Annotated in this window: 15 protein-coding genes; 6 read left to right on the top strand and 9 right to left on the bottom strand. The window is 67.7% G+C overall.

Annotated elements, in window-relative coordinates:
- Window positions 1–91 precede the first annotated feature (91 nt).
- Window positions 92–1189 carry an ABC transporter ATP-binding protein gene (locus V3391_RS06060; RefSeq protein WP_332077502.1) on the bottom strand — a complete coding sequence of 366 codons (1098 nt, stop codon included), beginning with the start codon at window positions 1187–1189 and terminating at the stop codon, window positions 92–94.
- A gap of 299 nt (window positions 1190–1488) precedes the next feature.
- Here V3391_RS06060 and zwf point away from each other — a divergent pair, with 299 nt between their 5' ends.
- From zwf to V3391_RS06090, 6 genes are all read left to right on the top strand, one after another.
- Window positions 1489–2910, top strand: a complete 1422-nt coding sequence (gene zwf / locus V3391_RS06065; protein WP_332077503.1) for a glucose-6-phosphate dehydrogenase — start codon at window positions 1489–1491, stop codon at window positions 2908–2910.
- Complete coding sequence (glk, locus tag V3391_RS06070) at window positions 2907–3905, top strand: glucokinase (RefSeq protein ID WP_332077504.1); 999 nt, start codon at window positions 2907–2909, stop codon at window positions 3903–3905. The genes zwf and glk overlap by 4 nt, the downstream gene beginning before the upstream one ends.
- Window positions 3902–4654: a 6-phosphogluconolactonase gene (gene pgl / locus V3391_RS06075; protein ID WP_332077505.1), complete on the top strand. Its 753-nt coding sequence runs from the start codon at window positions 3902–3904 to the stop codon at window positions 4652–4654. The genes glk and pgl overlap by 4 nt, the downstream gene beginning before the upstream one ends.
- 106 nt (window positions 4655–4760) lie before the next feature.
- Window positions 4761–6677: a phosphogluconate dehydratase gene (edd, locus tag V3391_RS06080; RefSeq protein WP_332077506.1), complete on the top strand. Its 1917-nt coding sequence runs from the start codon at window positions 4761–4763 to the stop codon at window positions 6675–6677.
- Between the two features lie 23 nt (window positions 6678–6700).
- Complete coding sequence (locus V3391_RS06085; RefSeq protein ID WP_425497217.1) at window positions 6701–7351, top strand: bifunctional 4-hydroxy-2-oxoglutarate aldolase/2-dehydro-3-deoxy-phosphogluconate aldolase; 651 nt, start codon at window positions 6701–6703, stop codon at window positions 7349–7351.
- A gap of 433 nt (window positions 7352–7784) precedes the next feature.
- Entirely contained in the window at window positions 7785–10964 is a 3180-nt protein-coding gene (locus V3391_RS06090) for a discoidin domain-containing protein (protein WP_332077508.1), read from the top strand.
- Between the two features lie 21 nt (window positions 10965–10985).
- On the opposite strand, the gene V3391_RS06095 is transcribed toward V3391_RS06090, so the two are convergent.
- The 8 genes from V3391_RS06095 to V3391_RS06130 form a co-directional block, all read right to left on the bottom strand.
- Window positions 10986–13175 (bottom strand): beta-glucosidase family protein, encoded by a 2190-nt coding sequence (locus tag V3391_RS06095; protein ID WP_332077723.1) that lies wholly within the window; start codon window positions 13173–13175, stop codon window positions 10986–10988.
- A gap of 172 nt (window positions 13176–13347) precedes the next feature.
- Window positions 13348–16605: a discoidin domain-containing protein gene (locus V3391_RS06100; RefSeq protein WP_332077509.1), complete on the bottom strand. Its 3258-nt coding sequence runs from the start codon at window positions 16603–16605 to the stop codon at window positions 13348–13350.
- Between the two features lie 221 nt (window positions 16606–16826).
- Window positions 16827–17678 carry a carbohydrate ABC transporter permease gene (locus tag V3391_RS06105; RefSeq protein WP_332077510.1) on the bottom strand — a complete coding sequence of 284 codons (852 nt, stop codon included), beginning with the start codon at window positions 17676–17678 and terminating at the stop codon, window positions 16827–16829.
- On the bottom strand, window positions 17675–18553 hold the full coding sequence (locus V3391_RS06110) for a carbohydrate ABC transporter permease (protein ID WP_332077511.1): 879 nt from the start codon (window positions 18551–18553) through the stop codon (window positions 17675–17677). Before V3391_RS06110 ends, V3391_RS06105 begins: the two co-directional genes overlap by 4 nt.
- The gene (locus tag V3391_RS06115; protein WP_332077724.1) at window positions 18543–19877 is read right to left on the bottom strand and encodes a sugar ABC transporter substrate-binding protein; all 1335 of its coding nucleotides are present in this window, start codon (window positions 19875–19877) and stop codon (window positions 18543–18545) included. Before V3391_RS06115 ends, V3391_RS06110 begins: the two co-directional genes overlap by 11 nt.
- Window positions 19878–19917: 40 nt before the next feature.
- The gene (locus tag V3391_RS06120; protein ID WP_332077512.1) at window positions 19918–21582 is read right to left on the bottom strand and encodes a glucoamylase family protein; all 1665 of its coding nucleotides are present in this window, start codon (window positions 21580–21582) and stop codon (window positions 19918–19920) included.
- An 85-nt stretch (window positions 21583–21667) separates the two neighbouring features.
- Window positions 21668–24703 carry a TonB-dependent receptor gene (locus V3391_RS06125; RefSeq protein ID WP_332077513.1) on the bottom strand — a complete coding sequence of 1012 codons (3036 nt, stop codon included), beginning with the start codon at window positions 24701–24703 and terminating at the stop codon, window positions 21668–21670.
- Window positions 24704–24919: 216 nt separating this feature from the next.
- Complete coding sequence (locus V3391_RS06130) at window positions 24920–25960, bottom strand: LacI family DNA-binding transcriptional regulator (RefSeq protein ID WP_332077514.1); 1041 nt, start codon at window positions 25958–25960, stop codon at window positions 24920–24922.
- Window positions 25961–26016 lie beyond the last annotated feature (56 nt).

Consider the following 26016-nt stretch of genomic DNA (forward strand, 5'->3'; position numbering starts at 1 on the left):
GACCGTCCACCTGGGACGCCACCCCTCACCCGACGCGCTTCGCGCGTCGACCTTTCCCAGAGGGAGAGGTGTGGTTCCTGCGTCGCGAGGCTCAACCCACCTGCTGGATCAAGCGCTCGCCGGTCTCGACATCGAACGCATGCACGCGGCCGACAGGAATCGTCAGCGGCAAGGTTTCGCCCGGCACCGGCACGCGATCGGGCGGCAGGCGTGCGATCAGGGCGTGGCTGCCCAGGCGCAGGTTGACGAAGACTTCGCTGCCGACCGGCTCCACCACTTCGACCACGGGCGACAGCGATGCATCCGAATCGGTCGCAGGCAGCAGATGTTCGGGGCGGATGCCCAGATCGACCGTGCGGCCGTTCCAGTCGGCCGGAAACCCGGCATCGCCCAGCGCGAGCGTGATGCCCGCGCCCGCATCGAAGATCCAGCCATCCGCACCCTGCGCCAGCGCGCCGCGCAGCACGTTCATGGCCGGGCTGCCGAGGAAGGTCGCGACGAACAGGTTCGCCGGCCGTTCGTACAGCGCCATCGGCGTGTCGATCTGCTGGATGTGGCCGTCCTTCAGCACCACGATGCGCTGGCCCAGCGTCATCGCTTCGATCTGGTCGTGGGTGACGTAGATCATCGTCGTGCCGAGCTTGCGATGCAGCCGGGCGATCTCGACACGCATGCCGCTGCGCAGCTTGGCGTCGAGGTTGGACAGCGGCTCGTCGAGGAGGAACACCTGCGGCTGCCGCACCAGCGCGCGGCCCAGGGCAACGCGCTGGCGCTGGCCGCCCGAAAGCTGGCCGGGCTTGCGATCGAGCACCTTGTCGAGTTCGAGCACCTGCGCGGCTTCGTCCACGCGCGCGGCGATCTCGGTCTTCGACTGGCCGCGCAGCTTCAGGCCGAACGCGAGGTTCTCGGCCACGCTCATGTGCGGGTACAGCGCGTAGCTCTGGAACACCATCGCGATGTCGCGATCCTTCGGCGCCACGTCGTTGACCACGCGCTCACCGATGGTCAGCGTGCCGTCGCTGATCGCCTCCAGTCCCGCGACCATGCGCAGCAGCGTGGATTTGCCGCAGCCCGACGGGCCCACCAGCACCAGCAGCTCGCCATCGGCGACCTCGAAAGTCGCACCGGCCACACCGACGAAACCGTTGGGGTAGACCTTCCGTACCGCGTCGAACCGCACCTGTGCCATGCACGCTCCCGTGAGTCGCAAACCCGTCGTGGATCGCATCGTGCGGCTGCCTGCGTGAACCGCGCGCCGCGATGCAATTGCGCTATTCTGGCATGTAATCGTTTCCAATCCAGCCGGCGCACGTGTGGGAGGCACAGCCTGGTGCATCGAACGACAGATTCCATCCACGCGTACGCCGCCTCGTGCGCACCAGGTGACAGCGCTGGACACGCCGCGATGGCGTGGACGTTGCGATCTGCACGCCTCCGGCGACACACTCCGTGATTACCCATCCTGAACCCGAGACGGTCCCGGCGCCCATGCACGATTCCCTGCTGTTGTTCGGCGCCACCGGCGACCTGGCGCAACGCTATCTGTTTCCGTCCCTGCTGCACCTGCTGCGCGACCGGCTGCTGCCGGACGAATTCCGCGTAATCGCGATCGCGCGCAGCGAGCACGACGACGCGAGCTTCCGCGACTGGCTGCGCGAGCGCCTCGGTGACGACTACGACAGTTCGCTGGTCGACGAACTGCTGCGCCGCATCCAGTACGTGCCGGTGGACCTGGGCGATGCCGAGGCGATGGCGGCGTCGCTGTCGCGCTTTTCCGACCGTCCGGCGGTCAGCTATCTGTCGACGCCGCCGAACCTGTTCGCCTCCGCGTGCCGCGGGCTCAAGGCCGCCGGACTGCTGGAAGCGCCGTCGCGGCTGGTGCTCGAGAAGCCGATCGGCCATGACCTCGCCAGCGCGCAGGAAATCGACGCGACGCTGAAGTCCGCGCTCGACGAGTCGCGGATCTTCCGTATCGACCATTACCTGGGCAAGGCGCCGGTGCAGAACCTGCTCGCGCTGCGGCTGGGCAACACGCTGCTGGAAGCCACGTGGGAGCGGCGCTGGATCGAATCGGTCGACATCATCGTCGCTGAGACCGCCGGCGTGGACGGCCGCGAGGGCTACTACGCCGATTACGGCGCGCTGCGCGACATGGTGCAGAACCACATGCTGCAGTTGCTGGCGCTGATCGCGATGGAGCCGCCGGCCGCGATGGACACCGACAGCATCCGCGACGAGAAGCGCAAGGTGCTGCGCGCCCTGCGGCCGATGACCGCCGCCGATGCCGCCGCCGACAGCGTGCGTGGTCGCTACGGCCCGGGCGTCGTCGACGGCCAGGCCGTGCAGGGCTTCAAGCACGGCGGGCACGAGGACGTCGAAACCTTCGTCGGCCTGCGCGCGTGGATCGACAACTGGCGCTGGGCCGGCGTGCCGTTCCGCCTGGTCACCGGCAAGCGCATGCCCTCGCGCACGACCGAGGTCGTCGTGACCTTCAAGCCGGTCACGCACTGGCTGTTCGGGCCGGGCGAGCGCAAGCGCGCGCGCGCCAACCAGCTGCGCGTGCGCCTGCAGCCGGAGGAGACGATCGAACTCGGCCTGATGGGCAGCCTCGCCGCATCGGAGTGGGCCGCGAACGAACTGCAGCCGATGTCGCTGGACCTGGCGATGCTGCCGCCCAAGCGCCGTATCGCCTACGAACGCCTGATGATCGATGCGCTCAAGGGCGACCAGACGCTGTTCGTGCGCGACGACGAAGTCGAAGCCGCGTGGCGATGGATCGACAGCGTCAGCGCCGCGTGGCGCGAGGCCGGCACGCCGGTGCGCGACTACCCGGCCGGCAGCTGGGGCCCGGCCGAGGCGCAGCCGTTCCTGCCGCGCACGCTGACCACCCACAACGGACGCAAATCGTGACGACTGCGCTCGCCCTGCTCGCCGACATCGGCGGCACCAATGCGCGCTTCGCGCTGGCTGACACCGGCAGCCCGACGCCGCTGCAGCTCGACACGGTCAAGATCTTTCCGGTCGCCGACTTCCCGTCGCTGGCCGATGCGGCGCTGCATTACCTGCAGGAGATCGGCCACGACGGCAAGGGCGCATTGCCCCGCGCCGTGCTCGCGGTCGCCGGCCGCGTCGACGGCGACGATGCGCGCATCACCAACCATCCCTGGGTGATCTCGCGCACGCGCACGCAGCAGCGGCTCGGGATCGAAGACGTCGTACTGACCAATGATTTCGCCGCGCAGGCGATGGCGATTCCCTTGCTGCAGCCGGGCGATTTCAGCGCCATCGGCGGCGTGCCGTGGTCGGTGCCGAAGGATCCGGGCGGTCCGTGTACCTATGCGGTGATCGGTCCCGGCACGGGGCTGGGCGTGGGCGGCCTGGTGATTCGCGACGGCAGGCACTACCCGCTGGAAACCGAAGGCGGCCACGTCAGCTTTCCGCCGGGCACGCCGGAAGAAACCGCGATCCTCGAACGCCTGTCGGCGCAGTTCGGCCGCGTGTCCAACGAGCGCCTGATCTGCGGTCCCGGTCTGGTCAACATCCATCGCGCATTGAGCGAAATCGCAGGCGTCGATCCGGGTCCGATGCAGCCGGCGGACATCACCGCGCGTGCGAAGGACGGCGATGCCCGCTGCGCGCGCGCGGTCGACGTGTTCTGCGCGGTGTTCGGCGCGATCGCGGGTGACCTCGTGCTGACCCTCGGCGCCTGGGACGGCGTGTTCCTGACCGGCGGCCTGGTGCCGAAGATGCTCGATTCGATCCGTCATTCGGGTTTCCGCCAGCGCTTCGAACACAAGGGCCGCTTCTCGCCCAACATGGGCCGCGTGCCCAGCGTGGCGGTGCTGCATCCGCATGCCGGCCTGCTCGGCGCGGCCGCGATCGCATCGCGCAGGGCCGCCGCATGACGCCCACCGGCGCCCCGGCCTTTGGCATCGCCGGCGGAATCGGCGACGATGGGCGCATGCAGCTGCACGCCTACGAATCGGCGACCCAGTGGACCTGGGGCGCCGCGATTGCGATCTCGTCCGCGATTGCCCGCGATCTGGAGCTCAAGCCGCGTGCGCGCCTGCTGCTGTCCGGCGGCAAGACGCCCGGGCCGGTGTACGCAGCGCTTTCGAAGTCGCCGCTGGCGTGGGACCGCGTCGATGTCGCGCTGGTCGACGAGCGCTGGCTGCTGCCCGACGATCCCGACAGCAATGCGCGCCTGCTGCGCGAATCGCTGATCCAGAACAAGGCACAGAAGGCGCGCCTGGAAACCATCACCCGCGCCGGCCGTCCGTTCGACGAAGCCGTCGCCACCGCCAACCTGCATGCGCGCCAGCCCGCGGGCGTGGTCGTGCTGGGGATGGGCGACGACGGGCACACCGCGTCGTTGTTTCCCGGCATGGTCGATCTCGACTCGGCGCTCGCCTCCACGTCGCCGTATGTCGGCGTCGATGCCGGCGGCAGTCCCGGTGCGGGCAGCTGGCAGCGTCGGGTGAGCCTGACGCCGGCCGGGCTCGCACCCGCGCACACGCGCATCCTGCTGATCCGCGGCGAGAAGAAGCGCGCCCTGCTCGACCGCCTGCTGCAGAGCGACGACGCCACCGAGTTCCCCGCGCGCATCGCCTTCACCACGCCGGGCGCGAAGCTGCACGTCCACTGGTGCCCGTGACCCGCGCACCTGCGCGCATGCGCATGCCGTTCCACAGTTGCGCGCAGTGCGATCCGCGCGCCCCCGCCCGTCCCCCGGGCGCCCGTTCCTCTCATCGCCGCCGCCCATGAGCCTGCATCCCGTCGTCCAGTCCGTCACCGAACGCATCCGCAAGCGCAGCGCGCCGTCGCGGCAGGCGTATCTCGAAGGCATCGCGCGCATGCGCGACGAGGGGCCGCTGCGCGGCCACCTGAGTTGCGCCAACCTCGCGCACGGCTTCGCCGCCTGCGGGCCAGTCGACAAGTCGCGCCTGCGCAACGGGCCGACCGCGAACCTCGGCATCGTCACCGCCTACAACGACATGCTGTCGGCGCATCAGCCCTACGAGCCGTATCCGGAGTTCATCCGCCAGACCGCGCGTGCGCTGGGCCACACCGCCCAGGTCGCGGGCGGCGTGCCGGCGATGTGTGACGGCGTGACCCAGGGCCGCGCGGGCATGGAACTGTCGCTGTTCTCGCGCGACGTCATCGCCCAGGCCACCGCGATCGCGCTGTCGCACGACATGTTCGACAGCAGCGTGTATCTGGGCATCTGCGACAAGATCGTGCCCGGCCTGCTGATCGGCGCACTGGCCTACGGCCATCTGCCGGCAATCTTCATTCCCGGCGGGCCGATGACGCCCGGCGTACCGAACAAGACCAAGGCCGAAGTGCGCGAGCGCTACGCCGCCGGCGAGGCCACGCGCGAAGAACTACTGCAGGTCGAGTCCGATTCCTATCACGGCCCGGGCACCTGCACGTTCTACGGCACCGCGAATTCCAACCAGACCCTGCTCGAGGCGATGGGCGTGCAGTTGCCGAGCGCGGCTTTCATCAATCCGGGCACGCCGCTGCGCGAAGCCTTCACCCGCGAGGCGGTGGAACGCGCACTGTCGATCACCGCGCTCGGCGACGACTACCGCCCCTTGGGCCAGCTGATCGACGAACGCGCGATCGTCAACGCGGTCGCGATGCTGATGGCCACCGGCGGCTCGACCAACCACACCATCCACTGGATCGCGGTCGCGCGCGCGGCCGGCATCGTGCTGACCTGGGACGACATGGACCAGCTGTCGCAGGCCGTGCCGCTGCTGGCGCGCGTGTATCCGAACGGCGAAGCCGACGTGAACCGCTACCACGCGGCCGGTGGCAACGCCTACGTGTTCCGCGAACTGCTCGATGCCGGCCTGATGCACGGCGATCTGCCGACGATCGTCGACGGCGGCATGGCGCGCTACGGTCAGGAACCCAAGCTCGACGGCGAGCGCATCCGCTACGAGCCCGGCCCGACGGCCAGCGGCGACGACAGCGTGTTGCGCCCGGTGTCCGCTCCGTTCGAGGCCCACGGCGGCCTGCGTCTGCTGCGCGGCAACCTGGGCCGTTCGCTGATCAAGCTGTCGGCGGTGAAGCCGGAGTTCCGTACCATCGAAGCGCCGGCCGTCGTCGTCGACGCGCCGCAGGCCCTGAACCGCCTGCACGCCGCCGGCGCACTGCCGCGCGATTTCGTCGCCGTCGTCCGCTACCAGGGCCCGAAGGCCAACGGCATGCCCGAACTGCATTCGCTGGCGCCGCTGCTGGGCATGCTGCAGAACCAGGGCCGGCGCGTCGCGCTGGTCACCGACGGTCGCCTGTCGGGCGCGTCGGGCAAGATACCCGCCGCGATCCACATGACGCCCGAGGCCGCGCGCGGCGGACCGCTCGCGTTCGTGCGCGAAGGCGACATCATCCGTCTCGACGGCGAGGCCGGCACGCTCGAAGCGCTGGTCGATCCGGCCGAGTGGCAGGCCCGCACGGCCGCGCCGGATACCGCGCCCGCGCCCACCGACCACGGCCGCAATCTGTTCGGCTTCAACCGCGCGAACGTGTCACCCGCCGATCAGGGCGCGCTGTCGATTTCCTGCGGCCCGGCCACCACCGACGGCAGCGCGTGGCACTACGATGCCGAATACGACCTGGGCGCTGATGCAGCAGCGCTCGATGCGCCACACGATTCCAAGGACGCCTGACCACGATGCCCAACGTTTCCACCATGTCCGAGCGCCAGCAGCGCGCCGCCGAGTTCCTGCGCAAGGCCGGCGTGTTGCCGGTGATCACCGTGCACACCCTCGACGAGGCGCGCGCGATCGCCGATGCGCTGCTCGAAGGCGGCTTGAACACGCTCGAGCTCACCCTGCGCACGCCGGTCGCGATCGACGCGCTCGCCATGCTCAAGCGCGAGCGCCCGGACATCGTCATCGGCGCCGGCACCATCCTCAACGCCGACAACATCCGCGCGTCGATCGATGCTGGTGCGGATTTCCTGGTCACGCCCGGCACGCCGCCGCTGCTCGCCGATGCACTGGCCGAAGCCGACATTCCGGTCGTGCCCGGTGCCGCGACGCCGACCGAATTCATGGCCTTGCGCGAGCGCGGCTTCCGCAACTGCAAGCTGTTTCCGGCCAGCGCCGTCGGCGGCCTCGCGATGCTCAAGGGCCTCGCCGGTCCGCTGCACGACATGCGCTTTTGCCCGACCGGCGGCATTTCCGAATCCAACGCGGCCGAGTTCCTGTCGCAGCCGAACGTGCTGTGCATCGGCGGCTCGTGGATGCTCGACAAGGGCTGGCTGGAAGTCGGCGACTACGCCCGTGTCCGCGAGACCGCGGCCCGTGCGGCGCAGATCGTGCGGGATGTGCGGGGCTGAAGGATCCGGCGTTACGCGGACAGGCAGGCCTGACGACTCGTGCAATGAATCTGCGCCACGCCGATCGTCATCCGGCTCCGGATCGTCATCCCGGCGGCTGGCAACAGACGCATGTCTGGTCACGCCGGAGGCGCTTCTCAACAGCCGAATGGCTGGTCATCCAACGACGTCAGCTGCCCCCGAACACCATTTCGTGTTGCGCGGCTGACGCCGTAACCGGCTTGTCCTTTTAGCGGAAACGTTCACGCTCTGGGTGACCAGCCCTTCGGCTGTTGAGACGCATTTCCGGCATGCCGCCGGAACGACGGCTCGCAGACTTGCTGATGTCGAGCACGGTCTGAACCGGCGGGGAAGAAAACCCGCACCGCAACGCAGCATGTAACCGCTTCCAGCGAATGTTAGCGTCCGCTCTCCAGTCGCGGACCACACATGCATGGCAATCAGATCCCGGTGTCCTGAAGCGCGCGTCGGCCAAGTCCGGGATGGGCGGCGGGTCGCGCCGATCCTGCTCGGCGCCCTGCTCGCCTGGGCAACGGCCGCCGCCGCTGCGGCCCCTCTGCCGCCACGCAGTGACTGGACCGCCTCGGCCTCGTCGACGCAGGTCGACGCACTCGCGCCGCAGCACGCCATCGACGGCGACCCCAAGACGCGCTGGGGCGGTTCCTTCCTGCCCGGCCACTGGTTCCAGGTGGATCTGGGACGAGCGTCCGACGTCGGCGGTGTCGCAATCCTCTGGGACAGCGGATTCCCGGTGCGCTGGACGCTCGAGACCTCGCTCGACGGCACGCAGTGGGACATCGCCTACACCAGCACCGATTCGCGCGGCGACACCGACCTCATCGTGTTTCCCGCGCGCAGTGCGCGCTACGTGCGCATCGCGAGTCCGTCGAAATCATCCGACTGGGCGACGTCGATCTTCGAGTTCGAACCGCTCGCGGGCGATGCCGCACCGCAGCTCGACGGCCTGGCAGCCGGCGTCGACGGCGCCACGCTGTTCGCCACCGACGCGAAGCCGGGCCTCGTGGAAGGCGCAGGACCCACGCCCGGCACGCGGCAGCTCGATCTCGCACTGCCACGTGCAGACCAGATCGCCGGGCTCGAAATCTGGTGGAGTGGCCCGCGCAACGGCGCCACGCTCGAAGCGCGCGATGCCGATGGCCAGTGGCGCGTGCTGGCCGAAGATCCCGGCCGCGACGGCACGCGCTCGTGGCTCGCAGGCGACGCGCCGCTGTCGCCGACCGCCCTGCGCCTCGTCGTCGGCGAGGTCGACGGCCGCTCGCCCGCCATCGCACGCCTGCGCCTGCTCGGGCCGAAACAGCTGCTGACCCCGACCCGGCGCTACGAGATCGTCGCCTCGCGCGCGCACGGCGCGCTGTTTCCGTCCTCGCTGCACCAGCAACAGGTCTATTGGACGGCGCTGGGTATTCCCGCGGGCCGGCAGAAATCGCTGCTCGACGCCTACGGCAACCTCGAACCGTTCAAGGGCGGCCCGATGCTGCAGGCGGTCTGGCGCGGCAGTGACGGCAAGGCGCGTGTCGCCGACAACGATCCGCAGCGCCGCCACGCCCTGCGCGAGCGCTGGATGCCGATGCCCTCGGTCGAGTGGCAGGGCCAGCGCGATCTGACGATCCGCAACGAGGCCTTCGCGCTGGAACAGAACGGACAGCCGGTCACGCTGATGCGCTACCGCCTGCACAACCGCGGACGCCGGTCGATCGACGGCGCGCTGTCGCTGCTGGTGCGCCCGCTGCAGGTCAATCCGCCGTGGCAGCACGGCGGCTGGTCGCCGATCCGGCAGATCGCGATCGACGAGATCGCCGGCCACACGCGCGTGCGCGTCGACGGTCGCACCCTGCTGACCTCGATGACGCCCGTCGGCGCCGCCGGCGCCGCGCCCTTCGGCGCGCACGGCGACACCGAGATCACCTCCGCTGCCGCGCGCGGCACGCCACCCGACGCACGCGCGGCATCGGACGCATCCGGACTCGCCGCCGGCATGCTCTCGTATCCGGTGCGGATCGCGCCGGGCGCCACCCGGGACATCGTCATCGCGCTGCCACTGGGCACGACCGCACTCGATCCCGCAAAGGGCGAACTGACAGAACCCCCGGCGATCGATTTCGCCGCGCTCACCGGCGATGCCGCGACGCCCTCGGAGGCTTTCGATGCGCAGGCCGCGCGCATCGCCGCGGGCTGGACCGACCGCTTCGACACCTTCGACATCCGTCTGCCGGACCAGGACCTGGTCGACATGCTGCGCGCGCAGGGCGCGTACATGCTGATCAACCAGACCGGTCCGGCGATGCAGCCCGGACCGCGCAACTACAACCGCTCGTTCCTGCGCGATGGCGCCGCGACCGCCGCGGTGTTGCTGCGCATGGGCCAGCCGCAGATCGCGCGCGACTACCTGCGCTGGTACACCGACCACGCGCTCAATCCGAACGGCATGATCTCGCCGATCCTCAACGAGGACGGCAGCATCAATCGCGGTTTCGGGTCAGACATCGAGTACGACAGCCAGGGCCAGTACATCCAGCTCGTCGCCGATGTCGCGCGTCTCGACGGCGGTCCCGACACGGTGCGCGAGTACCTGCCGGCCGTGACCGCCGCGATGCGTTTCCTGCAGGAACTGCGCGAACGCACGCTCGTCGCCGGCTACATGGGCAGCCATTCGGCACCCGAACGCTTCCACGGCATCCTCGCGCCGTCGATCAGCCACGAAGGCTATTCCACGCCGACGCACAGCTACTGGGACGACTTCTACGGCATCAAGGGCTGGCACGACGGTGCCTGGCTCGCGGAGGCACTCGGCGATGCGGAGACCGCGGGCTGGGCGCGCGAACAGGGGCGTCTGCTGTCGGACTCGGTCGCCGCCTCGTTGCGCGCGACGATCGCGTGGAAAGGCATCGATTTCATTCCGTCCTCGGCGGATCTCGGCGACAGCGATCCCACCAGCGTGTCGATCGCACTCGATCCCACCGGCGCGCGCCACGTGCTGCCCGAGCGCGAACTGCGCACCACGTTCGACCGCTATCTCGCCAAGCAGTTTGGAGAGCGCAGCGGCCCGGATGCGTTGTGGGCCTACACGCCGTACGAGGTGCGCAACGTGCTGACCTTCGTGCATCTCGACCGCCCCGCCGATGCGCAGACCGTGCTGCAGGGCCTGCTCGCCGACCGCCGTCCACGCGCGTGGCAGATGTGGCCAGAGGTCGTGCACTCGCGTCCGCGCTATCCCGGCTACATCGGCGACATGCCGCATACGTGGATCGGCGCCGAATACGCGCGTACGCTCGTCGGCATGCTGCTGCACGAAGGCGACGACGGCCTGCATCTGTTGCCTGGCGCGCCCACGGCGTGGCTCGACGGCGACGGCCTGTCAGTGCGTGCGCTGCCGACCGCGTTCGGGCCGCTGACGATGGCGGCCAGGCAGTCCGGCGAGCAGCTCGACATCACCCTCGGCGATGGCCTCCGGGACGCGGTACCGGTGCAGGTGATCTGGCCGAACCGCACGCGCCCCACGTCGGTGCACGTCGATGGCCGCGCGGTGGACGACTTCGATGCGCGAGGCGTATGCCTGTCGAAGCCGTTCCGACGTCTCGAAGCGCGCTGGTAAACCAGCGCGCTCCACCTATCGTCAGTCCAGACGACGCGCCGGCAGCGTCAGCGCGGCGCGCGCGCCCGTATCGGCGGCCGACTGTCCGAGGACGACCGTGTAGTCGCCGGCGGCGATCCGCCAGCTGCGGTCGTCGGGGTGATAGTCCGCGAACAGGCGCGGCGCCAGCGCGACTTCGACCTCACGTGTTTCGCCCGGCTGCAGCTCGACGCGGTCCCAGCCGGCCAGGCGCATCGGCGTGGCGTGGCCCTGGGGCAGATGCACGTAGAGCTGCGGCACCGCGGCGCCTGCACGTTCGCCGGTGTTGCGCACGCTGAAGCGCGCGACGATGCGGTCGCCCTCCGCATGCAACTGCAGGTCGGATGTCGCGAACGTCGTGTACGACAGACCGTGGCCGAACGCGTAGCGCGGCGTCAGACCCTTGGCTGCGAACCAGCGATAGCCGACGTTGGCGCCTTCGATGTCGTAGTCGATCGTGTCCTCGGGCTTCTGCGCAGGCTTGAAGCCGAGCCCGGGAATCGTGGGCCGCGGCAGCTGCGAGACGTCGACCGGCCACGTCACCGGCAGATGCCCGGACGGATTCGCCGCGCCGGTCAGCAGGCGCGCGATCGCTTCGCCGCCGCGGATGCCGGGATACCAGGCCTGCAGCACACCGGGCACCGCATCGAGCCACGGCAGTTCGACCGGCCCATTGGTCTGCAGCACGACCACGCTGCGCGGATTGGCCGCGGCGACCGCAGCGATCAACGCGTCCTGCCCGTCGGGCAGACGCATGTCCGGCAGGTCGACCGATTCCGCGGCCCACTGCGTGGCGAACACGATGGCGACATCGGCTTCGCGTGCGAGCCGCGCGGCAGCCGCGCGGTCACGACCGTCGACGTAGTCGATGCGCGCATCCGGCAGCGCGTCGCGCAAGGCGAGCAGTGGCGACGACGGCTGGAACATCACCGGCCCCGGCCAGGTCGTCGGCGCGAGCCCGGTGACGGCGCTGGTGCCGCGCGACGTCCAGCCGACCATCGACGAACCGCCGCCGGCGATCACGCCCTTGTCGGCATGTCCGCCGATCACCGCGATACGGCGCACGCCGGGTGCGAGCGGCAGCACGCCGTTCTCGTTGCGCAACAGCACCGCGCCGGCCTCGGCCGTGCGCTGCGCGACATCGAAGCCGATCGCATCGAGCGCGTCGTCGACCGGCTGGCGCTGCGGCGGGTGTTCGAACGCACCGACGGCGATGAAGCTGCGCAGGATGCGGTGGACCATGTCGTCGAGCCGCGCCTGCGGCACCACACCGGCGCCGACCGCCATGCGCAGCGGCCCGTCGAAGTACACGGCCTTGTCGAACACCTCGCCTGCCGACTGCTGGTCGAGACCGGCGTTCGCCGCCTTCGATGCGCTGTGCACGCCGCCCCAGTCCGACATCACGTAACCGGGATAGCGCCAGTCGCGCTTGAGCACGTTGTTGAGCAGTTCCTCGTGCTCGCAGCCGTAGGTACCGTTGATGCGGTTGTAGCTGCACATCACCGAGCCGGGCTGGCCGATCTCGATCGCGACGTGGAACGCGAGCAGATCGGATTCGTGCATCGCCCGGTCGCCGATCTGCGCGCTGTGGAAATTGCGCGCGGTCTCCATGTCGTTGAGCGCGTAGTGCTTCATCGTCGACAGCACGTGCTGCGACTGCACGCCGCGGATCGATTCGCCGACCAGCGTGCCGGCGAGCAGCGGGTCTTCGCCCGCGTATTCGAAGTTGCGGCCGTTGCGCGGATCGCGCTGCAGATTGACGCTGCCGGCCAGCAGCACGTTAAAGCCCTGGCGCCAGGCTTCGCGACCCATGGTCTCGCCGCCCTTGAAGGCGATGTCGCGGCTCCAGGTCGACGCGGTCATCGGGCCCGAAGGCATCGCCGTCGCGTGATCACCCGCGCGCGCACCGCCGGGATTGGTCACGCCGAGGCCGGCATCGACCAGCCCCTGCGCCGGAATGCCCAGGCGCGGAATCGGCGCCACGTAACCGGCGGCGGTGAGCGCCTCTTCAGGCTTCTTCTCGCCGATCGCAAAGCGACTGCGGATCAGCGCGAACTTCTCGTCCTGGGTCATCGCCGCAACGAGCAACGCGGCGCGCGCATCCGGCGACTTGCCGACGTCCATCCACGGCTGCGCGCCGGTCGCGTCCTGCGCGAACGCAGGCGTGGCCACCAGCAGCGCGCACACCAGCATGCGCGTCGACATCTGGGTCTTCATCGAACTCCCCTCCCCTCGAATGTGGTGCAGGCGCGGCCCATGCGCGCGACAGGCCCTGTTGGGGCGACCCGTCGCGGCCATGGGCCGCGCCTGCCTATCAGTGACCCGCGGACGCGCGTTTCCGGGCGCGTCCACGGGGTGTCGCGTCTCAGCCCGCGCCCGCGATCCGCACTTTCGCGCCGGCCCGCGTGATGCGCAGTTCGTTGCCGTCCCACTGCGCCGCCTGGCCGTCGATCGTCGTCGCACCCGGCACGCTCTCGTAGGGCCACTGCAGCACCAGGCCGCCCTCCGGCAGCCCGCTGCCGGCCGCGATGTCGAGCAGCAGCGCATCGCCGTCGCGACGCAGCGAGTAGCCGACGGTGCCCTGCGGCGTCCGCATGCCACGCAGCGCGACGCCCTCGTTCAACCAGTCGGCCGGCACGCCGGCGGCGAGCACCAGGCTGTCGTCGACTTCGCGCACGTAGGCGAACATGTCCAGCGCGGAGCGCACGAAATCCGAGCCCACCCAGGCATGCGGCAGATCGCCGAGGAAGAACGGCTTGCGCGGCGTCGGCGTCACCACTTCGCCCCATTGGTTCCATGGCTGCGGCGCGCGATGGCCGAAGAACCACTCGCGCACTTCGGTCGCACGCTCGCGCCAGCCCAGACGCACGAAGGCAGCAACGTTGCGCCATTCGTAGGGTGTGTAATTCTCCCACTGTTCGCGGCCGTCGCGGCGGGCGGAGAACTTCTCCCAGTAACGCTCGAAGGTGTTGGTCAGCAGCGGCTCGGGCAGACGGCCCTGCTCGCCGCCGGGGGCGAGCGCGATCGTCGTGGAGGTCGCGTCGAAATCACCGAGTTCGGCGGCACCGGGCAGGAAGTCGATGCCGTGCTGCTCGGCGGCCTTGCGCAGCGAGGCATCCAGATCGACGCGGAACTCGTCGCGCGCGGCGGCCATGCGCTTGGCGTCGTCCGGCTTGTCCAGCGCCTCGGCGATCTCCACCGCGTCCTTGTAGCCGCGCAGCGCCCAGAAGTTGTCCCAGTACGAATGCATCGGCTTGGCCGAATAGCCTTCGTGGCTGATCGAGGCCGGCATCATCCCGTAGAAGGCCGCGTTGAGCTTGCGGTTCTCCTCGGTGCGCTCGCTGGCGCGCAGTTCTTCCATGTAGGCGTACGCGCCCAGCACGTGCGGCCACATCTTCTGTAGGAAGGCGTCGTCGCCGGTGTAGCGCCAGTACTCGGCGATGTTGAAGATCAGCTCGCCGTGGCTGTCGTTCTCCGGCACCGGATCACTGCCGCGATCGTCGACACAGCACGGCACCTTGCCATTGTCGAACTGGTACGGGGCATAGAACTCGACGTAGTCCTTGACGACTTCCGGACGGCCCATACGCAGCAGGCCTTCGGAGATCATCGCGCCGTCGCGGATCCAGCTGCGCGCGTACGAGCGCGTGCCCGGCTGCAGACGCGGCCCGATGCGCGAGATCAGCATGTGCGCCAGCGACGTGCGCAGCGTATCGGCGAGATCCTTGCCCGCTGCCGGCACGTCGAAGCCGACTTCATCGAGCTTGCCGTGCCACTCGCGCGCCATCGCGTCCTGCATCGACTGCGCGTTCCAGTTCGACGGCGCGCTCGCCATCTCGCCGGTCATCGGAATCAGTAGATCGAACTCGCGCGACTCGCCCGGCGCCAGACGCACGGTGTAGACCAGCGCACCGGACGCCATTTTCTGCGGATCGTCCACCGCGGTCGTCGTCGGCCAGGTGCCGGTCGCCAGATGCTCGACGTCCATGCCGGCGTCGAACGTCGTGGCGAACGCGGCCTGCGCCGGCTGCCGCGCGAACACGCGCGGCGTGCCGTCGACGCGCACGCCGTCGGTGGTGACGGCGAGCTGGCGCAGCGGGCTGACGCCGCCGGTGATGTTGAGGAACTGGGTCGGCGGATTGACCTGCATCGGCCGCACCGCGAGCGCGAGCTGGTAATCGCGCGCTTCGCCGCCCGGATTGCTGAGCCGGTAACGCGCGACCAGCTGCGAATCCTCCGGCGTGCCGCGGGCGAAACCGGTTACCCGCAGGCCCAGCGCATCGTGGGTCCAGTCCACGCTGGGAATCGGCAGGTAATCGTCCTGCAGGGTCTGCGCGATCTGCGCGTCGGCCCAGGTCACCAGTGTGTCGCCGACGCGCACGAAGGGTTCGATCGAGAAGCCGCCGGCCGCGACTTCGATCGCACCGTCCTCGCCGATCAGGCCCTGTTGCAGGCCGCCGTCGATGCCGAGGATCGTCCAGTAGGTCTGCTCGCCGCTGAAACCGCGCGGGAACTGGCCCCTGGGCCGGTCCTTGGCGACCGCTTCCAGCACGTCGTTGGGATGCTCGGACATCGCCAGCGGCTGCACGGCGACTTCGCGCAGGGCGAAACCGTCGGCCGGGCCGGCGCGCAGATCGAGGCCGATGTAGCGCGCCTCGGCTTCGGGCAGCGCCAGCCAGTCGACGTCGCCATTGCCTTCGGTCACTTCACGCACGGGCGTCCACTGCTCGCCATCGGCGGACAGCGACACGGCATAGCTCGACGCGTGACGCCCGGGCTGCCATTGCAGGCGCAGACCGCCGAACTCGCGCACCTTGCCGAGATCGAGCACCACGTTCTGCGGCGCCGCCGCGGTGGTCCATGCGCTTTCGGCATTGCCGTCGACGAGGTTGCCCACACCCTCGGGCGTCGTCGTCGACGCGGCGCTGGCGGTCAGCGGCGAGGTGTCGTCGGGCGGCAGCGTTTCGAACGTGAGCTGGTCGAAACAGACCGTGCCCTTGCCCCCGGCGTTGTTGTAGATCGTGAACTCGAGCTTCTCGGTCGCGCGCAGGGTCTTGTCCTGTTCCGGACCCCAGGCCTTGTCGATGTGGCGCTTGCGGTAGCGGATGTCGGTCCACTCGGTCGGGAAGTCGTACTTCGGCCGGTTGACCCACCACACGTTGTCGCCGCTGGCGTCGATGACCTTGAACTGCAGATCGTTGGCCGGCGATTCGCCGCGCATGCGGAACGCGAAGCGGTAGTTCTCCGGGTACGTCATCTTCAGATCGCGCTGGATGCCGACATGGCCGGACACGCCGTTGTAGTCGTAGTCCAGGCACAGCGCCTTGCCGCCATCGACGTCGACCTGGCGCAGCGTGCCGGTGACCTGGTTCGAGGTCACGACGGTCCACGTCGACGGATCGTCGAAGTCGTCGAGGATGCGGACGCCCTCGCCCGCCGCGGGCGCGGCAGTGTCGCCGGTCGGCGTCGGCGCGACGTTGCAGGCCGCGAGCGCGGCGGTCAGCGCGGCGATGCCGGCGACGCGTGCGATGCGGGAACGGTCGGACGACGCGATGGCGACGTCAGCCAGCGTCATGTCGGTGTCGGCAGGCGCGCGCGTGGCGCGGGTGTCGAGGTTCTTCATGCGGTGCGGTGGCTCCGTGGTTCGGACGGGTGTTGCGGATTGATCTGAAGCCGCGCTCGCGCGCGATGTCGCGGTACTGGAATCGCTTCACCACGCGATTCACACAAGAGGATTTCGCTGCCGTCCATGGCGAAACCGCACAGGCGCCGGATGGTCCGGCCATGCCATCCGTGGCATGGCGTTCGCAAGCCCGCGGACCTGTGGTCCGCAAGCGGGCTTGCTCACCCCTTCACGCTGCCGAGCAGCAGGCCCTGGATGTAGTAGCGCTGCAACGCGAGGAACAGCAGCAGCACCGGAATCACGGTGACCACGGCGCCGGCCATCATCATCTCGACGTCCTGGATGTGCTCGCGCGACAACGCGGCCAGCGCGACCGGCAGCGTGTAGTTGGTCTGGTCGGTCAGCACGATCAGCGGCCACATGAAGTCGTTCCACGCGGCCATGAAGGTGAAGATGGTCAGCGTGACCAGGACCGGCTTGAGCATCGGCAGCACGATCTGGAAGAAGATCCGCATCTCGCCGGCGCCGTCGATGCGCGCGGCTTCGAGCAGTTCGTCGGGAATCGAACGCGCGTACTGGCGCACCAGGAAGATGCCGAACACCGTTGCCAGCCCCGGAATGACGACGGCGCCGAAACTGTTGACCAGCCCCATGCCCTTCATCATCAGGAACAGCGGCAACATCGCCACCTGCGCAGGAATCACCAGCGCGGCGAGCAGGATCTGGAAGATCCGCTCGCGGCCCTTGAAGCGCAGCTTGGCGAAGGCGTAACCCGCCATGGTGTTGATCAGCAGCGCGCCGACCGTGATCGCCGCCGAGATCATCAGGCTGTTGGCGAAGTAGCGGCCCATGCCGGCGCGCGCGAACAGCTCGTGATAGTTGTCGAACGTAATGGCCGAGGGCAGCAGCGGCGGCGGAAACCCGCTCGCCTCGCCGGTCGGCATGAACGACACCGACAGCATCCACGCCAGTGGCGCGAGCGCGACGACCGCCAGCGCGATCAACGCGCCATTGACCGCCCAGGCCGACCAGCGCGTCGCGCCGACTTCGTGATACGCCGCGATCCGGCTCATACCAGCTCCCGCTTGCGCCCGAAGCGCAGCAGCAATGTGGTGACGCCGAGGATGATCAGGAACAGCAGGAACGCCACCGCCGATGCGCGGCCGAGGTTCCACCACATGAAGCCTTCCTCGTACATGAAGTACAGCACGCTGACCGTGCTCTGCAGCGGATCACCGCGCGTCATGACGTAGGGCTCGGCGAACAGCTGGAAATAACCGGACACGGTGATCACCGCGACCACCAGCAGCACCGGCCCGAGCATCGGCAGCGTGACGTGCACGAACTGCTTCCAGCGCGAGGCACCGTCGATGCGCGCGGCCTCGTACAGGTCTTCCGGAATCGCGGCCAGGCCGGCGATGAAGATCACCATGTTGTAGCCGAAGTTCTTCCACACGGCGAACAGGATGATCGTCGGCATCGCCCACGCGGGATCGCCCAGCCAGTCGACCGGCGCGACGCCGATGTGACCCAGCGCCCAGTTCACCAGGCCGTAGCTGGTGTGGAACAGATAGCGCCAGATCACCGCGACCGCGACCAGCGTGGTCACCACCGGTGCGAACAGCGCGGTGCGGAACAGACCCTTGAAGCGTGCGACTTTTGCGTTGAGCAGCAGCGCGGCGCCGAGCGAGACGCCGATCGACAGCGGCACGCCGACGACGACGAAATACGCGGTGTTGCCGAGTGATTTCCAGAACAGCGGCGTCTGCAGCAGATCGAAATAATTGCCCAGCGCGACGAAGCGCAGGTTCGACATGTCCGACAGTGCGTAGAGATCGAAGTCGGTCAGGCTCAGCAGCAGCGCCGACGCCACCGGAATGCCGAAGAAGATGCCGAGCACGATCAGCGCCGGGCCGGCGAAGATCCAGCCTGCGGTACTAGCGCGCATGGGCGGCACCCCGGTCAATGGTGGGCGACGCGCCGAGCGCACCGCCGGCCTTGCCTTCTTCCGCCTCGCGCTCACGCACCCAGCGACGCTTTTCGAGCAGCGTGTCCACGCGCGCGTCGAGCGCCTCCAGCGCCGCGTCCTGCGCCATGCCGCCGCGCACCACGCGTTCGCTCATCAGGCGCATTTCCTGCACGATCCGCTCCCACTCCAGCACCTTCGGCGTCGGCTCGACGCGTTCGAGCTGGTCGCGGAACGCCTGGGCGTACGGGTCTTCGCGCAGCTGCGGGAATTCCCAGGTGCTGCGGCGCGGCGGCAGATTGCCGATCATCGCGTGGAAACGCTGCTGGATCTCGGGGCGCGACAGGAATTCCATCAGCTGCCAGCTCGCGTCCTTGTTCGGCGAATCGCGGAACATCACCAGTGACGTGCCACCGGCGATGCCCGCACCCGGACCATCGGGACCGGGCAATGGCGCCGTGCCCCACTGGTCCTGCAGTTCGACCGGCAGGCGGGTGCGGAACTCGCGGATGTTCCACGGACCGGAGACATAAAAAGAAAAGAAGCCGCGACCGAATTCGTCCCAGACGTTGGAGATCTGGGTTTCCGACATGCGCGGCGCCCAGCCCTGTTCGAACATGTTGGTGTAGAAGCCCAGCGCGCGACTGAAACCGGGGCTGGTGAAGTTGCCGCGGCTGTCGTCGTCGCGCAGCAGCGGATCGCGCTGCTGCAGACCGAACGACAGCAACTGCTCGAACTCGTTGAGCGGCAGCATCACCGCGTAGCGATCCGGCCCGACGTGCGCCTTGACCGCCGCCATCGCGGTTTCCCACTCCTGCCACGTGCGCGGCAGGGTGTCGACACCGGCCGCGGCGAGGATGTCCTTGCGGTAGAAGATCAGGCGCGTGTCGACGTACCACGGCACGCCGAGCAGCGTGTCGTCGACGACGTTGGTGTGCCAGACACCGGGAAAGTAGTCGGATTCCTCGATGACGTCGGACGCGTCGACCCGCGACTGCAGCGGCTCCAGCGCACCGAGCACCGCGAATTCCGGCACCCAGGTGTTGCCGAGCTGACAGATGTCGGGCAAGGCATCGGCCGCAAATGCGGTCAGCAGTTTTTCGTGCGCGGAGGTCCAGGGAATCTGCTGGATCTCGACCCGGATGTCCGGATGCTCGCGTTCGAAATCGCGCACCAGTTCCGACACGACCTCAGCCTCGCGGCCCATCGCCCAGAAGCGGACGACGGTCTGTTCGTCGCGCCGCGCGCAGGCTGCGAGCAGCACCAGCGCGAGCAACAGACAGACGAGGCGCGCCGCCGCAGGGATGTGACGGGCGCCGAGATCGCATCGGAATGCGCGCAAGGGCTTACTCCGCCGGAACCGGATCGGAGGCGCGCGACGGCGCCGGGGCCGGCGTGCGGCCATCGCGGTCGGACGTCTGGTTCGCAGCGCGCGACTCGGCGATGCCCATCGAGCGTGCCATCGCCGCCTCGGCGTCCGGCGGACCGGAATCCTTGGGCTCGTCCTCACCGGCCAGCCAGCCGCCGGTGAAGCCCGCGCGCTCCAGACCGGCGCGGATGTACGGATTCTTCTTCATCACGTTCCAGACGAAGTCGTTCCGGTAGTTCGCGATCATCGCCAGGATCGGGCCCTGGTCGATCGCGATGTAGTCGCTCGCCACCCAGCCCTTGCCCGGCACGATGCGACCGGTCTTCAGCGGCACGCCTTCGTAGGTGAAGCTCGGGTTGAACGAATCGAGGAAGCCGTAGCTCGAGTACAGATAGTCACCGTAACGCCGGTGCATCTCTTCGGTTGCCGGAATCACGATCTCGGGCGCGAACGCGATCGAGGCGACCGCCGCCGTCGGCGCGATGGTGCCGTCGTCGAACGCCACGTCCAGGCCTGCGCCGCGTGCGCTGTAGTGCCGGAACTCGCGCTGCTCGCCGTTGAAATCCTGGTCGGTACGCTGCGGACCGTCGCTGGCGGTCAGACCCCAGACGTTCTCGCCGTAGTCCTTCCAGCCCATCGGATTGTCGATCGCGTACTGGCGCTGCGCATACGTCGCGCGGCGGCTGTTCTCGAAGTAGTCGATGCCGCGGCGCTGCATGTAGTCGTCGCGGATGCCGCGGAAATCCACCCACACGTGCGTGTACTGGTGACCGAAGTGCGGTGCGAAGCTCAGGTATTCCTGGCCGCGGAATACGCCCCACAGCTTGTCGTAGGTCCGCGTCCAGACTTCCCAGGCTTCCGGACCGACCGGATGCGTCGGCGAGCCGAGCGCGAGGATGTAGACCAGCATCGCCTCGTCGTAACCGGTCCAGTCGTGCTCGATGAAGCCGCTCTCGGGATACCAACCCATCGAGATCAGCGGCTTGCGCTGCTGCAGGAACGGCCAGCGCACGTTGCGGTACAGCTTGTCGGCCAGTTCGCGGATCTCGACCTCGCGCGGGTCGTCGCGGTCGTAATACGACTGCGCGAACAGCACACCCATCATCAGCAGGCCGGTATCGACGCTCGACAGCTCGACCCACGGCTCGAAGCGGTGGCCGTCCTGCATGTCGATGAAGTGATAGAAGAAGCCCTGGTGGCCCGCGGTGCCGGTGGCCTGCGGGCCCATCTTGACGCTGCTGAAGAACTTCAGCGTCGTCAGCGTGCGATCCACGGCCTGCGTGCGGCTCACCCAGCCACGCTCGATACCGATCGGATACGCGGTCAATGCATAGCCCACCGCGGCGACGCTCGAGAACGGACGCGACGGAAAGCGGTCCGGGGTCAGGCCGTTGACCTCGTTGGTCGTGTCCCAGAAATACTGGAACGTGCGGCGCTCGATGTCGGCGAACAGCGGCGGCAGTTCCGGCGGGCCCTTCACTTCTTCCACGGGCGCAGCCACCTCCGGCACCTGCTCGATGGGCCCCGGTTTCGGTGGCGGCACATCGGGTTCGGCAGGTGCCTGCTTGCCGCAGCCGGCCAGGAACAACGCGGCAAGCGCGACGAGCATCAGGAGTTGGAACGCACGGAGACGGGATTGCATCGTGAAGGAAACCTCGCGCTGAAATCGTTTACAGGGGCCAGTATAAAACTGCCGGTCGCCCGAAGGGGACCGGCAGCGGGGTTTTTTACCAGTCGATACCGAAGGACAGCTTGAACGTACGCGTTGGGAGCAGAATCTCATTGCCGCTGCGCGAACCGAAGTTCTCGTTGACAGTGAGCTGCGCGTCATTAGCGCCCCAGCCACCACGGTTCAAGTCGTACTGGTTCCAGTTGCGCCAATTGAACGCGTTGAGCACGTCGGCGCGCACCTTGAACGAGATATCGGTACCGGTGTCCCAACGCCGCTCAAGCGAGAAATCGAACTGCTTGAACCCGAACGTGCCGTCAGGTGTATAGGGATCGTAGAAGCAGTACGGATTGCCTCGTGCCGGATCGGCGATGCAGTTGGTTGCGTTGCGAGGCGTCGGGCTCGCGACGATCAGTTTGGCGCTGAACGTCGTCTCCCATGGAAGCTCGTAGATGCCCGAGAGCACGAGACGATGCCGGGCCAGACCGGTGGAACGATAGAAACGCTGGTCGACGCGCGAGCCGTCGAAATAGAACGACTCGCCGTTCGATGCGTCTGAACGGTTCTCTTCCGCATCGCTAAACGTGTAGGCCACATTGAATCCCCAGCCCGAATCTTCGGTGTAGGGCTTGTCGAACGACAGCAGCAGCGAGTTGAGGTTGTACTCAATGCCGTTGTCACCAAGGATCAGGTTGCCGTAACCGGGAATGGGCTGATCAAACGGCGCGCCGCCCCACGTCGCGTCGGGAGCGCCCGCAACACGATGGAAGCTGCCGTCCTCGTACCGGTTGCCGAGACGGAAGTAGATGCCGTCGCGACTGCGGATATGCGCGACGGTCGCCGAGGTGCTCCAGTTGTGGCCCATCACCTGCCACTGGCTGCGGATACCGAGACTGAACTGGTCGGAGTACGGCGTTTTCAGATCGTTGTTGAGTGCGTACACCTCGCCACCCGAGCGCGGGTTCGCAGCCGTATAGGCAGCGATGCCTTCCGGGGTCAACAGTGCTGGATCGAATGGCACACAGTTCGACGCGGTTGCCGAATCGCAGGGATGCAGCGGCGTGTCGAAGCGGATTTCGTAGCCGGTGAAGGCGCCACCGTAATATTCACGTGCCATCTGGTCGAAGATGTTGCGATCGTACGCGCGACCCGCACCACCGAAGAGTACGTGGGTCTCGTCACCGCTCAGATCGTATGAAAAGCCGAGTCGCGGCTGCCACGCATTCTTCTGGTTCTTTCGGTTCCGGCCGTTGCTGATGAAGTCCTCACGGTTGTAATCGGCGTTGTCAAGATTGCTCCAGCCGCGTATTGCCGCTGCGATGCCGGGGTCCATTACGTTGTCGGTGTAGCTGGGGTTGTCCTCGTAGTCCCAGCGCAGACCGAGATTGAGCGTCAGCCGATCGTTGACCTCCCAGTCGTCCTGGATATAGATGCCGAACTGCTTGTTGCTCGACTCCACGTTCGGATTGCGGCCCTCCAACGGTGCGGAGAACGTGATGCGATACGGCTGCGTCAGACCTTCGTTGACATCGTAGAAGTACTGCGGGAACGGGGGATTCTGCTGGAAGGCATTGAGGTCAACCTGTTTGTACTTCACACCCATCTTGACGGTGTGACCCTCCCATCCGAAGAAAGTCAGATCGTTCTGGAAACCGACGCCACGCTGGCCTTTGTCTTGGAAGGTCGGACCGCCGCCAACGTTGAGCACGCCCAGATCGAGGACGGCGGGGTTATTGGGGTCGATGATCGTGTAACGCAGTCCGGGCGCCGCCGTCACCGGCACCGGGTTGTAAGCAGCTTCTTCGAACGTGATGTGGGCATCGTTCAACCAGTCCGTACTGCTGAACTGATAGCGCAGATCCACGCGCGTCTCATCGTTGGTGAAATTGGTCGCAAACGACGGCGTGCTGATGTCGTTTCCGGGACTGATTGAATCCTCTTCCCGGTATCGCAGCGACAGTTCGATCAAATGCGCGTCGGCCAGCTGCAGGCTGAGCTTGCCGAAGTAGAGGTCCTGATTGAACGGGACGCTGTAGCCGCCGTAGAGGCCAGCGAGATCGGCCGGTAGCTGTGACGGGTCGAACACCGTCGGTGGCCGCGTGTCCTTCGGTACCACGAAGTCCTTGGCGTCATACGCAACGAAGAAGTGCAGACGATCACGGATGATCGGGCCACCGAGGGTGACACCGTACTGCTCTGTCACCTGCTTCTGCTGCACGCCATCCTGGATCTCGCGCGGCGTTCTTGCCGTCCACTCGTCCGCGGTGCGGTCCCAGAAGAAGCTACCGCTGAAGTCATTGGTACCCGACTTGGTGACGGCAGTCACCGCTGCGCTGCTGATCTGGTCGTACTCGGCCTTGTAATTCGAGGTAATGACCTTGTATTCGCCGATCGCAGACTGCGGGAACGGATTGCCGCGACTGTCGTCCTGACCAGTGATGCCGCCCGGCGTCACGTAGTTCTTCTGGCCTACGCCATCGATGAACACATTGATGTTGTTCGACCCCTGCGCACCGCTGCGCAGCTGGGACTCGGTCCCGTTGGGCGAATTGACGAACTGCATGCCCGGAACGGTGTCGGCAAAAGCCAGAAAGTTGCGCGAATTCTGCGGCAAGGATTCGATCTGCTTTTGCGACACGTAAGTCGCGATTTCAGACGTCTTGGTCTCAACCAATACGTCAGCGGTCACGGTCACCGCGTCCAGATCCGTGGCTTCCCCTGTCGGCGCCGCTTCGGCAACACCTCCCACGCCCAGGTTGAGCGTGGCGGTCTGGCCGATCGCGACAGTCACCGTCTGCGAAGTGCTCTGTCCGTTGGCTTCGACCTGCAGCCGGTACGTGCCTGGCGGAAGACCCGCAAGGTTGTAGCTGCCGTTCGCGCTCACGCCGACGCTCCGGCTCAGACCGGTGGCCGTGTTCACAGCCGTAATGCGTGCATCGGTTGCTGGCGTGGAGTCCACCATCACCTGGCCGCGGATCGTGGCGGACGTGGACTGGGCCAGCAGCGCGGGCGCCGCCATCGCCAGGCAACCGCCCAGCGCGATACTGAGAAGTGAGCGCGAGAAGGCGCGCGGCCGGGTGTCGCTGTGTGTCATGTCGTCGGTCTCAATCTTCAGGGGATGTTTGTACGGACGGCATTCCCGCCGTCCTGTGTGCCGCGAAGCGGCGGTGTCACCTCGAACGTCCGTCGGAAAGACCCACGACACATTCGCCGGCACGCGACGTCACGCGTGTGCCCCTGCACACACGGTGATGCGTCGGTATCGGACTTGATGTCATGCAACCCCTCCCAAGGCGCCGACGTCGACCGGTCATGACCGGTTCGACGGCTCTCCACTGGACGATGAGGCAGTGGCAGTGCCACTCGAATCACGGATCACGAGCGCGGGCTCGAGCAACGCGGTATGGACCGCGACCTCTGCATTCCCCGCATCCTCGATCTCCAGCAACGCCTTCAATGCGCGCGCGCCCAGTTCAGCGATGTCGACGCGCATCGTCGTGAGCGATGGGTGAACGTAGCGTGCAAGTGGAATATCGTCGAAGCCCACGACCGCGATGTCCGCAGGTGTGCGCACGCCACCGCGGCCGAGTGCATACAGACAGCCGATCGCCATCATGTCGTTCGCGGCGAACACCGCATCGGGTCGTGCATCGAGCGCGAGCAGCGCCTGCCCCGCACGATGTCCGGAGTCTTCGTCGAACTGGCCCGGCAGCTCCCAATGCGTGTACGTCTCGCCTGCGGCCGCCAGTGCATCGCGATAGCCGCGCTTGCGCTCGCGTGCGTCGTCGTTGTCTTCGGGTCCGTCGATGAAGGCGATGCGCGTGTAACCCGCGTCGACCAGATGCGCGACCATCGCCCGCGCGCCGCCGTAGTTGTCGATGCCGACCGACAGCTGCGGCCGGCCCTGCGCGGCATTGATCAGCACCATCGGCAGGCTGGCGTCGACGTTGCGTTCGAGAAAGTCGACGTCGTGCACGTAGGGCGACATCAGCAGCAGGCCGTCGACGCGGCCGCGCATCGCACGCAGGGCGGCGCCCTGCTCTTCCGGGTTGCCGTGATAGCTCGACACCAGCAGATGCTGACCGCGGGTGCGCGCCACCTGGTCGATACCGCGCATCAGTTCGGAGAAGAATTCGCCGTGGATGTCGGGCAGCACCACCCCGACGGTCTGGGTGCGCCGGCTGCTGAGGCTGCGCGCGGCGTGGTGCGGGCTGTAACGCAGTTCGGCGGCGACGGCCAGCACCCGCTCGCGCACTGCTTCGGCGACGTTCTGGTGGCCGTTGAGGGCGCGCGACACCGTCGCAACCGACACACTGGCGGCCTTGGCCACATCCTTGATCGTCACGCTCAAACCGCACCCTCCCGCTCTCGCGATGGGCCGGACTGTAAGCGTTTCCACAATGTCAT

This window comes from Luteimonas flava, assembly GCF_036584485.1.
GTDB lineage: Bacteria > Pseudomonadota > Gammaproteobacteria > Xanthomonadales > Xanthomonadaceae > Luteimonas > Luteimonas flava.

Excerpts from the sequence above, each read along its gene's own strand:
- V3391_RS06125 (WP_332077513.1), bottom strand. The coding sequence starts at position 24,703 with ATGACACACAGCGACACCCGGCCGCGCGCCTTCTCGCGCTCACTTCTC.
- edd (WP_332077506.1), top strand. The coding sequence starts at position 4,761 with ATGAGCCTGCATCCCGTCGTCCAGTCCGTCACCGAACGCATCCGCAAG.
- V3391_RS06100 (WP_332077509.1), bottom strand. The coding sequence starts at position 16,605 with ATGAAGAACCTCGACACCCGCGCCACGCGCGCGCCTGCCGACACCGAC.
- V3391_RS06095 (WP_332077723.1), bottom strand. The coding sequence starts at position 13,175 with ATGCTGGTGTGCGCGCTGCTGGTGGCCACGCCTGCGTTCGCGCAGGAC.
- V3391_RS06105 (WP_332077510.1), bottom strand. The coding sequence starts at position 17,678 with ATGAGCCGGATCGCGGCGTATCACGAAGTCGGCGCGACGCGCTGGTCG.
- V3391_RS06120 (WP_332077512.1), bottom strand. The coding sequence starts at position 21,582 with ATGCAATCCCGTCTCCGTGCGTTCCAACTCCTGATGCTCGTCGCGCTT.
- zwf (WP_332077503.1), top strand. The coding sequence starts at position 1,489 with ATGCACGATTCCCTGCTGTTGTTCGGCGCCACCGGCGACCTGGCGCAA.
- V3391_RS06110 (WP_332077511.1), bottom strand. The coding sequence starts at position 18,553 with ATGCGCGCTAGTACCGCAGGCTGGATCTTCGCCGGCCCGGCGCTGATC.
- V3391_RS06060 (WP_332077502.1), bottom strand. The coding sequence starts at position 1,189 with ATGGCACAGGTGCGGTTCGACGCGGTACGGAAGGTCTACCCCAACGGT.
- pgl (WP_332077505.1), top strand. The coding sequence starts at position 3,902 with ATGACGCCCACCGGCGCCCCGGCCTTTGGCATCGCCGGCGGAATCGGC.
- V3391_RS06085 (WP_425497217.1), top strand. The coding sequence starts at position 6,701 with ATGTCCGAGCGCCAGCAGCGCGCCGCCGAGTTCCTGCGCAAGGCCGGC.
- V3391_RS06090 (WP_332077508.1), top strand. The coding sequence starts at position 7,785 with ATGGCAATCAGATCCCGGTGTCCTGAAGCGCGCGTCGGCCAAGTCCGG.